Raw genomic sequence first — 15452 nt, forward strand, 5'->3', positions numbered from 1 at the left:
TGGTCATGCTCTGGTGCCTCTACAGGGCCGCGACTTGTGCGCGCGGCCGTTCGCCGTGGTCACGGCCCGCGGCTAGCGGACCTTGCGGACCTCGACCTTTTCCTTCCTGTAGTTGCCGCCGTTGCCGTCGGGGCGGTAGTTCTTCTCGACGTTGCCGGCGATGTCCACCGAGAACCAGTGAACCTCGGTGGTCTTGCCGATCGTGATCTGCTGGGTTCCCTCGCGCATCCCGGAGGACGTGAGCTTCGGCGAGCTCAGCGTCGGACGGCTGCCGTCCAGCGTGTAGTACACGTTCGCCGGTTCGTCGATCTTGAAGGTGAACGTCGTCGAGGTGTCGGTGCGTCCGGTCACATCGATCTTCGAGTCGGGGTTCTGCTTGTCGTCCGCGAACGCCCGGGCGACCTCCAGGATGGCGATCTGGCCGCCGGCGAACTCCATCGCCTCCTCGTGGCCCTCCGTGAAGGTGGGCTGGAAGCCGACCGCCTCGAACTGCTTGGTGGTCGGGTTGTAGCGATCCGCGCCCACCTCGAAGTCCCAGCCGATGATGCCGCGGTTGAACCAGTGCTCGTCGGCGCTGTTGCCCGCCGCCGAGTACAGCACGTCCGGGACCGGGCCCGTGCGGCCGGGCCAGATCGCCGTGCCGCGCCAGGCCTGCACCGAGGACAGGATGTGGCTGGAGGCGTCCCAGAAGAAGTTCTCCGTGCCGAAGTCCGCGCGCGGCAGCAGCTCGCGGCCCTCGGTCTTGTACGCGCCCGGAGGCCACATGAAGTAGCCGCCGTAGGAGTGGGTGTTCATCGCGAACTTGATGTTCGGGAACTGGTTGGTCAGCCAGACCTCGTTGCGCGCCTCAGGCTCCGACAGCTCGGCGGGCCCGGCGTACGTGGCGCTGGTGCAGCTCGCCGAGGCTCCGTTGTAGCCGTCGAAGAGCGAACCGACCGAGAAGTTCCGGTTCAGGTCCACGCCCCAGGAGTTCCGCGACGCGGGGTCGGACGCGGTGGCGGAGCAGTGGTTCGTCATGTTCTTGCGCTGCATGTTGTAGTCGTACATCGAGTAGTGCGCGCCGTCGGGGTTGACCGACGGGACGACGAAGATGTCGAGGTTGTCGACCAGCTTCTTCGTGCGCTCGTCGCGCGAGTAGTTGCGCAGCAGGCGCTCGGCGGTCTCCACGCAGACCAGCGGGGTGACCCACTCGCGTGCGTGTTCCTGGCAGTAGAGGAACACGCCCACCTTGGAGCCGTCCCGTTTCTTGCCTATGCGCAGCGCCTTCATCTGGAACGGCTCGCGCTTGATGGTCGCCGGGGCCTTGAGGTTGTCGGTCAGCTTGGTCGCCGGGGCGGCGGCGACCAGGCCGGCGCCCGCGTTGCCCCGGTACGTGCTGGCGCCGAGCAGGGCCGAGGCCGCCGCGTCGCCGTTCAGCGCGGCCACCACCTGGGCGGCGGTGCTGCTGATCGCGTTGGACCCGTCCGTGGCGAGGTTGACCACCACGTCCTTGCCGTTCACCGACACGCTGAGCGCGCTGGAGGCGGCGTCCGGCTTCACCAGCGCCACGCTGATGTCGTTGCCGCCCTCGGAGCCGAAGGCCTTGGAGGTCACGTACAGCGTGCTGGCCGTGACGGTGCCGAACTGCGCCTGCGCGGCGCGGCGGTAGCCGTTCGTCTTGTTCGGCAGGTCGACGATCTGCGAGATCTTCGGGAACTGCGCCGCCAGGGAGGTGAACCGGCCGGTGGTCTCGGTCGGATCCATGTAGTGGTCGACGAAGTCCTGGACGTAGTGCTTGTTCGGGGCCTTGCGCTTGTCACCCAGCCACTTGGTCACCGGCACCGTGACGGTGCCGCCGCGGTTGCTGGTGACGGTGACCTTCGTGGGCGCCTGCGTGACGGGCAGGGGCGAGTTGAACCGGTGGTACATGTACTGCCCGGCGTCGGTGAACCGCGACATCGTCGCGGTGCCGCCGGAGTCGGGGGCGGTCTTGGGGCCGCTGTCCCAGGTAGCGGTGAGCACCGTCTCCGCGTCGGTGGCGCTCGACTTCACCTCGACGGAGATGAAGCGCTGGTTGTCGGTGCTGGTGAACCACTCGGCGCGGAGCGCGGTCAGCTTGTCGGTGGTCGCCTCCGCCGCGTCCGCGGACTTCATGGCGGACTGCCGCTCGGACTGGTTCGCGACGGCGTCCGCCTGGTCTGAGATGGAGCCGCGTACGTCGAACCCCTTGGCGCGGAGGTCGTCGGCCTCCTGCGGGCTGAGTACGGCGTGCACCTCGATGCCGTTGTCGAGAGGCTTCTTGTACTCGGCCAGGTCGACGCCCAGGGCGTTGAGCCGCTCCACGCCGGCCTCGTCGGGGACGACGATGCGCAGCAGGGCGACGCCGTCCTGGACGGTGCTGGACTGCCGGTCCGGTGTGACGGAGCTGGGGGAGGGCGTTGGGGCCGCGAGAACGGGCAGTGCCGTGAAGGTCAGAACGACGGGTAGTGCGAGGCCGGCCGCGAGGCGACCGGCTCTTCTACTGGTGAGAGAACTCCTCAAGAGATTCCTCCTGTTGGCATGCGGACCCGGTCAGGGGGTCGTACCGGGTCGAAGCACGCAGGTGGTGAGGAGTCTTTGCCAACTAAAGATCTTTCGTCAAGACCCAAAGGCGACATTTCTGACTAACAGGCATTGTTAGAGGGTTTGATGTGAAATTTCGGGACATACCGCTCAGCTTTGGTTCGTGTGTTGCTGATCACGCTCGGTGTGGCGCGGCCCTTGCGTCTGTGGCCGCCCGGCGTGCCCCCGGCCGTGCGGACGCCCGTCGTGCCGCCGTCTTCGCCGTGCGCGGGGCGCCTCCCCGGTGTCGGCCGGAAATTGTCGGTCGGGGGCGCTATCAATGGCGGCGAGGTGCGACGACGGCCGGTCACGAGCAAGATCGTGCGTGGCCTGTGGAGCACTCCGCGTTCGTCCACAGGCACGGGCCGTGCTGCTTCTGGAGGTGAGATCTTCGTGTATCCATGAGTGTGATCGACCCTGTGCCCGCACAGGGGCTCGCCGCGTGCGAGGTGAGGTGTGCCGGGGTCTGGCCCCGGTGGGGTGCTGATCGCCGCCAGAGGTCGTTTCTCCGAGCGACCTCACGGCCGGCCGGGGGAGTTGGGGATGACGGAGAGAGCTGTCACGGGCGCGTCACGCGCCTTCGACCTGGACGCGTTCGCCGTGAGCGACCGCTTCCGCCTGTTCAACTTCACCCGGCGCGACGACCACCAGGTCTACCTCTGGGTGCTGCGCGCCATGGACCGCCTCCGGGCCGTCCACCAGCTCCAGGCCCATCCCGACGACGTCGCCCGCGTGCTCGCCGAGCTCGGCGCCGCCTATGACGACGCGCCCTCCGCCGACGAGAACCTCCGGTCCCGGCTCGACGCGCTCGCCGGCGACGGCGTCGTCCACCGGCTCGAAGACGCCTCCCGCGCCGGCAGCCTCGTCCGCTACCGCAACCGCCAGTCGGTCTACCAGTTCAGCGAGCTGGGCTACCAGGCGTTCGTGGCCGTCGAGGAGGTCCTCGCCGCACGGCCGCAGGATGCCAACCTGTCGCGGCTGGTCTTCTCCGACATCCTGGAGGACCTCAAGGCGCTGGCCGGGGCCAACCGGTCGGGCCACGGCGAGCAGGTCTGGCGAAGGCTCTCCCGTCTCGACGCGGTCATGGAGGATATGGCGCGCCGCTCCGCCCGGTTCCACCTCACCCTCGGTGAGATCACCCGGTCGACCGACGCGTCCCCCGAGGCCTTCCTCCGCTACAAGAACACCCTGCTCACGCACATGACCGACTTCATGGCCGAGCTCGATCGCTACCTGCCCCGTCTCGACAAGGCGGTCCGCGATGTCGAGCGGACGGGCGTCGAGACCATGCTCGGCCGGGCCGCCGCGGCCGACGAGCGGCTCTTCATGCACTACGGCGACAGGCTCGACGACTGGCGCCGCCGCTGGGCGGTGCTGCGCGCGTGGTTCGCCGCCGACGGGGCCGAGTCCTCGCGCGCCGCCGAGTTGCGCGCCGCCACCCGCACCGGCGTGTCGAGCGTCATCGCGCTGCTGCGGCAGATCGCCGAGGCCCAGCGGGGCGGCGTCAACCGGTCCACCCAGCTCCGGCACCTGGCCGAGTGGGTCTTCAACGTGCCCGACGAGGGGGCCGCCCACGCCCTGATGACGGCCGCGTTCAACTCCCGCACGGCCCGCCATCTGGGAGGCGCCCACGACGACGCCGAGGTCATCTCCGTCCGCTCCACCTGGTGGGACGCGCCAGGGGTCGAGATCTCCGTGCCCCTGTTCCGCCGGGGCAAGGCCCCCACTCCCGGCGTCCCGCAGCCGGTCCGTGGGCGGGCCGGCATCCGGGGTGAGCTGCGCCGGCGGCAGGCGTCCGGCCGCGCCGCCGAGCGTGAGGCCGCTGAGGGGCTGGTGAAGGAGGGAGTCCACGGGCGCGTCCTCGACGAGGCCGAGACCCGCGTGGTCCTGCGGCTGCTGACGCGTGCGCTGGAGGCTCGCACCGTCGTGGCCGGCCGGCTGCGATCCGCCTCCGGGGGCAACGAGGCGATGACGGTGCGCCTGGTCCCCGAGCCGGGTGGAAGCACGGTGCGCACCGTTCACGGGGTCCTCCACCTGCCGGGCCTCCGGCTCGACCTCGAACCGGCCGCACACGCCACCGGAGCCCTCCGCGAGCGTGCGCGCGGCGCCACCAGCACCGCCCCGACACCGAAGGCCGGCGAGAACGGCAAGCCCGCGCCCGCCGCCGAGTACGACCAGCACCAGCACTCAGGTGAGAACGACCGGCCTTCGCCCGCCGGTGAGCATGACGAGTCCCCGCGTGCCGGTGAGTATGACGAGTCTCCGCGCTCCGGTGAGTGTGACGAGCGCCCGCACGCCGGCGGGGTGCGGCGATGAGGGGGCGGGGTGCGGCGGCGGGGGTCCTTCCGAGCGAGCTGGGCTCCTACCAGCAGGCCGTGCGTCTGGCCCTGACCAACGACCTGATCACCTCGGCCCGTCCGCGCCCCGGCGCCCTTGAGCAGGTGCTTCACTGGGCCGACCAGCTCACCCGTGACCTGCGCGAGCTGTTCGGGTACACCGTGATCGCGACCACCACGCAGGTCCGGGTCGTGCGCAGGCTCGACGCGTTCGACGAGACCCAGAGGCTGCTGTTCGCCAAGAAGGGTAAGCCGTTCGACCGGCGCCGCCTGGCTTACCTGTGCCTGGTGCTGGCGCTGTTCCAGCGGTCCCGCGTGGAGATCAGCCTGGCCGACCTCGTACGGGCCTTCGCCCCGGCGGCCAACACGATCGAGGGGCTCGGGTTCGATCCGACCGTCAGCGCGCACAAGGCCGCGGTGGTCGACTGCCTCGACTGGCTGGTCGAGCGCGGCGCCCTGCGGCTCTCCGACGGCTCGCTGGACGCCTGGGCGCACGACACCGAGCGGGGTGACGCGCTCTTCGACATCGACCACGACATCTGCGCGGTCGTGTTCAAGCCCGCGCGCCCGGTGCAGCACCTGACCAGCGCGGCGGGCCTGCTTGAGAGTTCCGGCGGCCGCGTGCGTCCCGAAGACGCGGCACGCCGTGCCCGCCGGCTCCTCGTCGAGCACCCGGTCGTCTACTTCGCCCAGGTCGACCCCGAGGTCGCCGGCTTCCTGCGGCAGCCCGACCTCGCCGCCGACCTGGCGCGGCTGACCGGGCTGGCCGTGGAGTGCCGGGCGGAGGGCGTCATGCTCGCGGACGCTGGGGGACGCTTCACCGACAAGCCGTTCCCCGGGCGGGGCGGGGCGGTCAACCGTGCGGCGGGTCTCCTGCTCGCGAAGATGGCCGACCTGCTCGAAGATCCCGTTGAGCGTTCCTCGGTGACGTTCCACGACCTGCCGAGCGACGCCGACGACCAGCGCGACCTGCTCGCGCGCATCGACTCCGCCCTTCCCCGGGCCGGGGTCGTCCGCGAGCTCGCGTGGGCCCCGCCCCCCGGCGCGGAGCCGGGCGCCGGCATCCCTCCCTCCGCCGAGGTGGCGCTGGTCGAGGGGGCACGGCTGGCGGCGATGGTCGGCGAGCTGTACGAGGAGCTGGGCGCGGCCTCGTTCTCCAGCATGTGGCAGCACGATCCAGAGGGTCTGCTCGACGCCGCGGTGACGCTCCTCACCGAGCTCCGGCTGGTCCGGCGACATCCGGGCGGCGTGCTGCTGCTCCCGGCCTTCGCCCGCTACCGCAACATCACGCTGGCGCTGCCCGACAGGCGCCACAACCAGGGCCAGCTCGGCCTGCACCTCTCGCCGTCTCTTCCGGAGGAATCCCTTTCATGACACCCGCATCCGGCCGCTTCAAACCGTCGCGCGCAGGTGTGATCAATATCTGGGACTACATCGACGAGGAGTTCGTCTTCGCCGACGGGCGACTGGTGCTGCGCGGGCACAACGGTTCCGGCAAGACCAAGGCCCTGGAGGTGCTGTTCCCCTTCGTGCTCGACGGCGTGAGCGACGCCAGGCGCCTCGACCCCTTCAGCGGCGAGAACCGCACCATGAAGTCCAACCTCCTCTACCGCGGCCAGGAAGCAGAGTACGGCTACGTATGGATGGAGTTCACCCAAGACTCCGACGACACGGACGAGGCCCACGATGCCTACGCGTACGACCCCGACACAGACGACGCCGAGGCCGTTGACCGGGAAGCCGGGGGTGGTGAGCGAGAGCTCGGGCCAAGGGGTGGGGACGCGGTCACGCTGATCATCGGGCTGCGGGCTCACCGTCACCGCGACGGCGTCACGCCTTCGTTCTTCGTGACGGGCAGGCGCGTCGGCGTGGACTTCGGGCTGCTGTCCGCCGACTCGCGGCCCCTCACCGAGAAGCAGCTCAAAGCGGTGCTGGAGCCCGGAGCCAGGCACAGGACCGCGACCGACTACCGGGCCGCGGTCGACGCACACCTGTTCGGGCTCGGCAAGGAGCGGTACGCCCAGCTTCTCGACCTGCTCCTGGCGCTGCGCCGCCCGCTGCTCGCCAAGGATCTCGACCCGGTGAAGGTGTCCGACACCCTCAGCGCCGGGCTCAGCCCCGTCGACGCCGTCCTGGTCGAGCAGGCCGCGCGCGACTTCGAGAACCTCGCCGCCGTGCAGCGCCTCTTCGACGACCTCACCCTCGCCGACAGTGCCGTCAAGGAGTTCCTCGGCCACTACACCGCGTACTTGCGGGCACATGTCCGGCACCACCTCGACCGCATCCGCGAGCGGCTAGAGGGGGCGGCGAGCTGCGCCTCCCGCATCGCCCGGGCGGCGTCCGAGCTGCGACGCGCCCGTACGGCTCGCGCCGCCGCCACGGCCGGGCGCGAGGCCGCGGAGGCCGAGCTGGCCAAGTACGACGGCAGGCTGGCCGTGCTGAAGCAGCACGAGGCGTACAAGGCCAGAGGAGAGCTCGACGGGCTGCGCCGCCAGATCGCCGACGACGGCGCGGGCATCGCGAGGGAGCGACAGCGCCTCACCCAGGTGCGTGGCCACATCGCCAGGCTCGGCACCGAGGCCGGCAAGGCGGCCGACCGGTTGCGAGACGCCCGCGACAAGGCCGACCGTCACCTCAACGAGATGGCCGACTCCGCCGGCCGCGCCGGCGTAACGGACACCGCCGACCCCACACCCGCAGACGGGCACTCCGACGTTGGTGTGACCTCCGAGGGAGGTCATATCGCCGGTGGTGGCGGTGGCTCCGGTGCTTCTCCGCAGGAGAGTCTCATTTCTCCGCGGGAGAGCCTTGCACTGGCCAGGTCGAAGGTCACGGCCCGGCGCGGCGACGTCGAGACGGTACGTGGGCATCTGGCCACGCTCGATGGGGCCGAAGCGAAACGGAAGCGCGCCGAGACGGCGGCTGAAGAGGCCGACCGGGCGGTGACCGCGGGCGAGGAAGAGCTGTCCGCCGCCCAGGACAGGCTCGACCGATCACGCCACGCCGCCAAAGAGGCACTGACGCGATGGGCCCAGCGCTGGCTCGTGGCCGTGCATCCAGCGGTGGCGGCGGCCACGGCTGATGGTCCGGGCGCGGTCGCGGCCGGTGGTGCTGCGGGAACGTCGGTCGGTGAGGTCGCGGTCGGTGGTGCTGCGGGAACGTCGGTCGGTGAGGTCGTGGTTGGCGGTGCTGCGGGAACGTCGGTCGGTGAGGTCGCGGTGGTCGGTGCTGCCGGACCGTCGGTCGGTGAGGTCGCGGTGGTCGGTGCTGGTGATCTGGCGGTGTTGGAGGAGACGCTGGGGGAGATCGGGGAGGCTGGGGCGCGCAGGCTGCCGGAGGTCTTCGGGGAGCTGACCGAGGAACGCCGTGCCGCGGTGATCGAGGCCAGAGCCCACGTGGCCGCCGAGGAGGCGCGCGTCACAAAGCTCCTGCGAGATCTGCGCGCCGAACGGGAGGCGGTGGCCGCCGAGCGCGACGACGCGCCTCCCCCCAACGACCTGCGCACGGCCGCCCGCGACGGGCGCCCAGGCGCGCCGCTCTGGCGGCTCGTCCGGTTCGCCGACGAGGTGGACGAGTGTGCCGCCGCCGGCATCGAGGGCGCCCTGTACGGGGCGGGGCTGCTGACGGCCTGGATCCATCCCGATCCGCGGCTCACCGTCGCGGCGCTGGCCGAGGGCGAGGCGGACGGATACCTGGTCCCCCTGCCCGAGGACGAGCGCCCACAGGGGCAGACCCTCGACGGCATTCTCGTCGCCGAGCGGCAGAGCATGGTGCCCGCCGATGTCATCGAGGCCATCCTGCGCTCGATCGCCCTCGACGACGCTCTCGCCCGAGAACCGGAGACGGCCTCCGCTGGACGTCCGAGGGACGAGGCGGGGGCTGAGGTCAACGCGGGGGCTCGGGACGAGGCGGGGGCTGCGGACGAGGCGGGGGCTGAGGTCAGCGCGGGGGCTCGGGACGAGGCCGGGGTTGTGTTCAACGCGGGGGCTCGGGATGAGGCGGGGGGTGGTGCCGGGGGCGGGGAGCGCTCGGTTCTGGCGGTCGGGCCGGTTCTGGCGGTCGGTGGAGGAGCTCGTTTCGGGTTCGGTCCCTATGTCGGCGGGCGGCCGAAGGCGGCGGCGGAGTACATCGGGGCCACCAACCGGGCGGCTCGCCGTCTGGTGCGCGTCGCCGAGTACGACCGGCTCATCGCGGCGCACGTCGAGACCCAGCAGGGGTTGGGCGAGGAATCCGAGCGCCTCAACGGGCTCGTGGCCGATTTCGGCCTTGCCAGGAAAGAGCTGCCCGAGACCGGGCCGATCGTCACGGCCGCGGGTGGGGTCGCCGATCGGGCCACCCGCTTGGCGGTGGCGCGAGCACGGCTCGGCGAGACCGCGAAGCACGTCGACAGTGCGGTCGCCGAGGTGGGCGCGGCGACCAGGCGGCTCCGGCAGGCCGCCGCCGAGCTGGCGATGCCCCGCGACCCCCGCGAGGTCGACGCCGTCGCGCAGGCGCTCGACGACCTGCTGCGCGCGGCCGAGGGCCTGTGCGCCGAGCGGGAGAAGATCGTCACGGCGCAGGGTGACCTCGCGGAGCGCGAGGAGACCGTCGAGCGGCTGAGCCACGAACAGGCCGAGGCCGAGATGGCCCTCGGCGCGCGCGAGGCGGCGCACGCCGTCCTGGTCGAACGGCTGGAGACGCTGGAGCGCACGTTCGACGCCGACCTGAAGGAGGTGCTCCGGCAGATCACGGAGACCGAGCGCCTGATCGTCCTGGCGCGTACGACCCGAAGCGAGCAGGAGCAGGTGGCGACCCGCGAGCGGGAGGCCGAGGTGCTCGCTGGGGCCGATCTCGAACACGGGCGCGAGGCCCTCGCCGGCGCCTTCCTGAGCATGGCCGAGCAGATCGCCGAGTTCGTCCCCTACACCCAGGCCGACCTTCGCCCGCTGGTCGGAGTCACCGACCCCACGCCCTGGCCGTTGGAGAACCACCCTCGGGGGCCGGAGCGGGAGGCGGAGGGTGTCGCCGAGCTGATGCTGGCCGAGTCCTCGCCCGATCCACGGGAGGCGGTCCGCGCGACCCTGCCGGGCGACGCTCTGGCGATCATCGACGCCTACGACGCGGCGACGCAGGGAGGGCGCGCGGTCACCGACGCCACGCTGAAGAACACCCTGGACCGCATTTCCAACGCCCTGCGCGACTTCCAGGCGGCCCTGGAGAGGTGTCAGGAGGACTACCGGCTCGACTGGGAGCCCGGCGCGGTGCTGACCGTCCACGTCATCGACGCCGACGGCCGGGGTCCGGTGTCGGCGTTCGCCCGTGGCGTCGCCGAGCGTGCCGGGGAGCAGGGAGTGCTCCTTGAGGAACGCGAGCGCACCGTCCTTGAGGACGAGCTGTTGACAGGGCTGGCACAGCAGATCCACTCCCGCGTCGTCGCCGCGAAGGATCTGGTGCGAGGCATGAACGCCGACACCCGTTCCAAGCCCATGTCCTCCGGCGCGACGATCGGCATCCGCTGGGTCCAGTCCGACAAGATCGACGACAGGCAGCGTGCCGTGGCGGCCCTGCTGGTGCGCGACGCGGCGGCGCTCGGGCACCAGGGGCTCGCCACGCTGCGCGGCCACCTCCGGCAGATGCTCAGGGACTACCGGGGGAGGAACTCCCGCGCGACCTACAAGGAGGCGCTCGCCGGCGTCCTCGACTACCGTTCCTGGTACACCTTCGAGCTGCTGATGGCGCGGCGCGGAGAGCCCGAGGTCCGGCTGACCCGGGCCAAGCATTCGCAGATGTCGGGTGGCGAGAAGTCCGCCTCGATCCACCTCCCGCTGTTCGCCGCCGCCAACGCGCTCTACTCGTCGGGACGGGCCTCGTGCCCACGGGTGATCGCCCTCGACGAGGCGTTCGCCGGGATCGACGACAACTACAAACCCGAGCTTCTCGGGCTGACCGTTCAGTTCGATCTCGACCTCTTCATGACCGGCCACGACCTGTGGTGCACGTACCCCACCGTGCCGATGATCGCGCACTACGACCTGCTGCACGACAGCGAGCTCCGCACGGTGTCGACCATCCTCGCGCTCTGGGACGGAGCCCAGGTCTTCGACGCCGACGCCGGGTACGCGGGCAACGACGAGCTGGTCAAGGAGCTCCTCGGGTTCACCCCCCGGCGGCACGCCCCGCCCGGCTCGCAGGAGGACACCCTCTACCCCGACGACGAGGACGACCTCGACGAGCAGGAGGCCCTGGCGTGACGGGCGAGTGGGTACGGGCGACAGAAACGCGCTAATACGTCAGGACCGAAACAGCCGAATTGAGTTGGTGCATTTATCCCTAAAAAGAGGTGTCAACGCGATCAGAGCGGGCACGCGACTTCTCGGGCTGAGCCGGAAGCCGTTACGTTCACTCACTCGTATTGGATAGATATGGTCATCCAGGACACTGTCATACCTGCTGTTTCGTGGCTGCGTCGTGCCGCCTGTCGCGGCGAGGATCCGGAGCTCTTCTTCCCGATCTCCGCCAAGGGGCCTGGCCACGTTCAGCACGAGAGGGCCAAGGCGGTCTGCCGCCGCTGCCCCGTGCGGACAGCCTGCCTGGACTACGCGGTGACGAGCCGCCAGGAGCACGGCATCTGGGGAGGCACCGATCCCGACGAGCGCAGGGCCCGCGCCGCCCGGAGCCAGGATTGGCGCGTCCGAGCCGGGTAGTGATCAGCTCATGAACGCGTATGTCCCAGATCCGGACCACCGGCGGCCCGCCGGGATGGACGACACCACCGTCGAGGCGCTCGGCAAGCTGTCGGAGGCCCTGGAGACCGCCGAGCGGGCACGAGGTCACCTGTACGCCTTCCACCAGCTGACCGGCGGTGCCCACCTGATGCTGGAGGAGGCGGTGAGCCTGCTTCGCGAGGCGGGGCACGGCGACCATGCCGACGCGGTGGGCGCCGACCTGCTCGGCCGCGATGTGCTCGCCGGCCGGTGGACCTTCCAGATCGTCGAGGAGTACGACGACGGCTACCGGCGCTGCTTCGTCGACCTGGAGGAGCGGATCAGGAACCAGCTGGCGCAGGGCCGGCGGCACATCTACGAGGCGGAGATGAAAAAGCGCCTCCGCGGCTGACCGCCATCCCGCCCAGCCTCATGGATCAGGTTCCGGGCTACTTGAGCGCTCCGGCGGTGAGCCCGGCCTGGATCTGGCGCTGGAAGATCGTGTACACGATCAGCATGGGCAGGATCGCCATGCTCAGCGCGGCGAACAGCGCCGACCAGTCGGCGTCGTAGCCCGCTGCCGTGGAGATGTCCGCGATGCCCTGGGTGATCACCCACTTGTCCTTGGACTGGCCGCTGAGCAGGACCAGCGGTATCTGGTACTGGTTCCACTGGCCGAGGATGTTGAAGATCGTGATGCTGACGATGCCCGGTCGGGCCATGGGTAGCATGATCTGGAAGAACACCCGGCTGTGGGACGCCCCGTCCACGAACGCCGCCTCCGCCACCGCGTGCGGAAGCGTGCGGAAGAACGCCGACAGGAAGAACACCGTGAACGGCAGCGAGTACGCGATGTACACGAGCACCAGCCCGCCCCGCGTGTCCAGCCCGATGAACTGGCCGATCAGCGGGATGTTCCCCATGTTCTGCACCACGAAGAACAGCGGCGTCAGCGCCAGGTACACCGGGAAGGCCAGCCCGGAGACGAACAGCAGGTAGATGGCCCGGTTGCCCCGGAACCGGTAGCGCGCGAGCACGTACGCCGCCATCGAGCCGAACAGCATGGTGCCGAATGTGCCGAACGCCACGATCACGACGCTGTTGACCATGTACTGGCCGACGTGGGCGTGGTCCCAGGCCCGGGCCCAGTTGTCCCAGCGCATGGTGGCGGGGAGCGACCAGGCGCTGCCGAAGATCTCGTCCTCGCTCTTCACCGAGGCGAGGAACGTCCAGACGATGGGCACCACCACGAGCACGGTCCACACGATCAGCGCGAGGTGGGACAGCCCCGACAGCGGCCCGAGCCGGATCCTGCGCCACTCGCGCGCCGCGCTCCGGCTGAGCGTCACCTTCTCCGCCCGCGAAACCATTGCCAGGCCCCCTCAGAACTCGATCCGCTCGCGACGCGACAGGCGCATCGCCAGCACCGCGAAGGCGACCGTGAAGAAGAACAGCACCACGCCCATGGCCGAGGCGTAGCCGAACTTGAAGTACTGGAACGCGTTGCGGTAGATCTCGGCGGCCATCACCGTCGTGGAGTGGTCGGGCCCGCCGTGCTCGGCCGTCATCACCCACACGATGGCGAACACGTCCAGTGCGGCGATGCCGAGATAGATCAGCCCGACCTGCACGGTGTCCCAGAGCAGGGGCAGCGTGACCCGGAAGAACAGCTGGACGCGTCCCGCCCCGTCGATCTGGGCGGCCTCGTACATCTCGCGCGGGATGGAGGCCATGCCGGCCGAGAAGAGCACCACGTAGAACCCGACAGCCTGCCAGACAAGAACGCCCAGGATCGACCAGAACGCCACATCCGGATTCGACAGGAACCCGACGGGCTCCAGCCCGAGTGCCATGAGCGGTGCGTTCAGCATGCCGCTCCGGTCCGGCCGGAACACCTGCTGGAACAGGACGGCGACGATCGCGACCGCCAGCACCTGGGGGAAGAAGAACACCACGCGGTAGAACCTCGAACCCCAGATGCCGGACACGCCCCCTGCCGTCCCGCCGGCGTTGAGAAGGAAGGCGAAGAACAGGGCGATCGCGATGGTGAGCAGGGGCAGCAGGACCAGCAGCAGGCCGTTGTGGCCGACCGCCGTCCAGAAGGTGCCGTCGCCCAGCAGCCTCTGGAAGTTCTCCAGCCCGACGAACCGGGGGCTGGCGCTCACGCCCCGCCAGTTGGTCATCGCGATGTAGAAGGCCTGCGCGTACGGGGAGATCACGTAGATCAGGTAGAGCAGCACCGGAACCGAGAGAAAGCCCGCGATGAACCGCGCCCTGGTGAAGTCGGTCCTTCTCGCCACGCGCGTCCTGCCGTTCGTCATCCTGCTCACCGCCTTTCCTGCCGCTCCGGTGGACCGCTTCGGTCAGCGGGTGAACTTCTTGACCGAGGAGTCGTTCTTGATCTCGTCGGACTTCTTCTGGCACCGGTCGGCCCACTCGGCCACCTTCAGCCGGCCCGACATGAGCTGGCCGGTCGCGGCGGCCACCTCGTCGTGCAGTTCCTTGTACCACTGGCGGAACCGGAAGTAGGTGACATTGGTCCCCGCCTCCTTCAGGGCCGAGGCGGCGCTCTGCAGGCCGGGCTTGAGCGTACGACCGTCCGCCGCGCCGTTCACCACGGTGAGGGTGCTGACCAGCTCGGTGAACTTGCCCGCGCCCTCCTTGGAGAGCATGGCGCGCATGTACTCCACGCCGGCGAGCGGGTTCGCCGACCTGGCGGCCACGAAGTACTCCTCACCGGGCCGGGAGTGCAGCGTGCCGTACGGCAGCGCGTCGGAGTCGGTGAACGAGGGGAGCGGGAACATGGCGTAGCCGAAGTCGGCCGGGGTGGTGTCCTTCTGCTCGTTCTCCAGCCACGACCCGTTGGGCAGCATGGCCACCTCGTACTTGTTCTGCGCCGTCTGGGTCTGGATGTGGTCCAGCCCCTCCGTGCCCTGGAGCAGGTACTTGGCGCCGATCTCGGCGAAGGCGCCTGCGGCCTTCGCGACCGGCTCGGCCTTCCACGCGCCGTCCGCCAGGTTGTCGATGTTCTTCAGGACATCGGCGCCCCCGATCTTGGCGGAGAGCGTGAGGATCGTCTCGTAGATGTAGAAGGGGTGCTTTCCCGCGTAGGTGAACGGCGCGGCCTTGCCGGACTTCTTGATCTTCTCGCACAGCGCGGTGAACTCGTCCCAGGTCTTGGGCACCTCCCAGCCGTTGTCGCCGAAGAGCTTCTTGGAGTACCAGATGCCCCACACCGTGTTGGCGTAGTTCAGCACGGAGAAAGTGCCGTCGTAGGTGCCGAGCTCGATGGCGGAGGGCAGGATCGTGTCCCGCACCTTCACATTCGGGTCGTCCCAGCTGGGAGCGTCGAGCAGCGGGCCGAGGTCCTGCAGCTGGCCGTCCTGGGCCAGCGCGCCGAAGTCCATCGCGTTGTCGCCGGAATTGTTGATGAGTTCGGGAGGGTTGCCCCCGGCGAACCGGGGCTGCAGCGTCTTGGCGATCTCCTTCGTGGCCGTGTGCTTGATCTCGACCTTGGCGTGCTTGCCCTTGAACAGCGGCTCGTGGATGTCCCGTGCGTAGGCGTCGCCGAAGCCGCCGTCGAAGATCACCACTTCGAAGGGCTTGTCCTCGGCGATGCCGAGTGGGTTCGCCGCCGTCTTGGCCCCGGTGGCAGGGGCCTGCGACCCGGCGGTGTTGCCGCCGCCGGCCGGGGACGCGCACGCCGCGAGCGCGCCCGCCCCGGGAAGGAGCAGGCCGGCGAGGGCGGCGCTTCGCAGTAGTTCGCGCCGGGAAAAGGAGCTGTCCGCCATGAAGTCCTCCTGGGGGGTGGAGCCTCCGCCGCGGCCTCGCGATCCTCTTCGCCGGAGAGCCT

At 70.0% G+C, this 15452-nt stretch carries 9 protein-coding genes; 5 read left to right on the forward strand and 4 right to left on the reverse strand.

Annotation, left to right across the window (positions count from 1 at the left end):
* Nucleotides 1–72 precede the first annotated feature (72 nt).
* Complete coding sequence (locus tag AB0O34_RS25360) at nucleotides 73–2520, reverse strand: M14 family metallopeptidase (RefSeq protein ID WP_363919326.1); 2448 nt, start codon at nucleotides 2518–2520, stop codon at nucleotides 73–75.
* Between the two features lie 603 nt (nucleotides 2521–3123).
* Here AB0O34_RS25360 and AB0O34_RS25365 point away from each other — a divergent pair.
* From AB0O34_RS25365 to AB0O34_RS25385, 5 genes are all read left to right on the forward strand, one after another.
* Nucleotides 3124–4896 (forward strand): TIGR02677 family protein, encoded by a 1773-nt coding sequence (locus AB0O34_RS25365; protein WP_363919328.1) that lies wholly within the window; start codon nucleotides 3124–3126, stop codon nucleotides 4894–4896.
* The gene (locus AB0O34_RS25370; RefSeq protein ID WP_363919330.1) at nucleotides 4893–6290 is read left to right on the forward strand and encodes a DUF2398 family protein; all 1398 of its coding nucleotides are present in this window, start codon (nucleotides 4893–4895) and stop codon (nucleotides 6288–6290) included. The genes AB0O34_RS25365 and AB0O34_RS25370 overlap by 4 nt, the downstream gene beginning before the upstream one ends.
* Nucleotides 6287–11146, forward strand: coding sequence for an SbcC/MukB-like Walker B domain-containing protein (locus tag AB0O34_RS25375; protein WP_363919332.1), 4860 nt, complete (start codon nucleotides 6287–6289; stop codon nucleotides 11144–11146). Before AB0O34_RS25370 ends, AB0O34_RS25375 begins: the two co-directional genes overlap by 4 nt.
* 171 nt (nucleotides 11147–11317) lie before the next feature.
* Nucleotides 11318–11599 carry a WhiB family transcriptional regulator gene (locus AB0O34_RS25380; RefSeq protein ID WP_363919334.1) on the forward strand — a complete coding sequence of 94 codons (282 nt, stop codon included), beginning with the start codon at nucleotides 11318–11320 and terminating at the stop codon, nucleotides 11597–11599.
* Nucleotides 11600–11609: 10 nt separating this feature from the next.
* Nucleotides 11610–12011, forward strand: a complete 402-nt coding sequence (locus tag AB0O34_RS25385; protein WP_363919336.1) for a hypothetical protein — start codon at nucleotides 11610–11612, stop codon at nucleotides 12009–12011.
* Between the two features lie 37 nt (nucleotides 12012–12048).
* Here the strand turns inward: AB0O34_RS25385 and AB0O34_RS25390 are convergent, their stop codons facing one another.
* From AB0O34_RS25390 to ngcE, 3 genes are read right to left on the reverse strand one after another with little or no spacing between them, the layout of a single operon-like run.
* Nucleotides 12049–12969, reverse strand: coding sequence for a carbohydrate ABC transporter permease (locus tag AB0O34_RS25390; protein WP_363919338.1), 921 nt, complete (start codon nucleotides 12967–12969; stop codon nucleotides 12049–12051).
* 12 nt (nucleotides 12970–12981) lie between these two features.
* A complete protein-coding gene (locus AB0O34_RS25395; protein WP_363919372.1) occupies nucleotides 12982–13920 on the reverse strand; it encodes a sugar ABC transporter permease in 939 nt (312 codons plus the stop codon).
* A 42-nt stretch (nucleotides 13921–13962) separates the two neighbouring features.
* Nucleotides 13963–15390 (reverse strand): N-acetylglucosamine/diacetylchitobiose ABC transporter substrate-binding protein, encoded by a 1428-nt coding sequence (gene ngcE / locus AB0O34_RS25400; protein WP_363919340.1) that lies wholly within the window; start codon nucleotides 15388–15390, stop codon nucleotides 13963–13965.
* Nucleotides 15391–15452: the final 62 nt, after the last annotated feature.

The organism is Sphaerisporangium sp. NPDC088356 (genome assembly GCF_040685555.1).
Lineage (GTDB): Bacteria > Actinomycetota > Actinomycetes > Streptosporangiales > Streptosporangiaceae > Sphaerisporangium.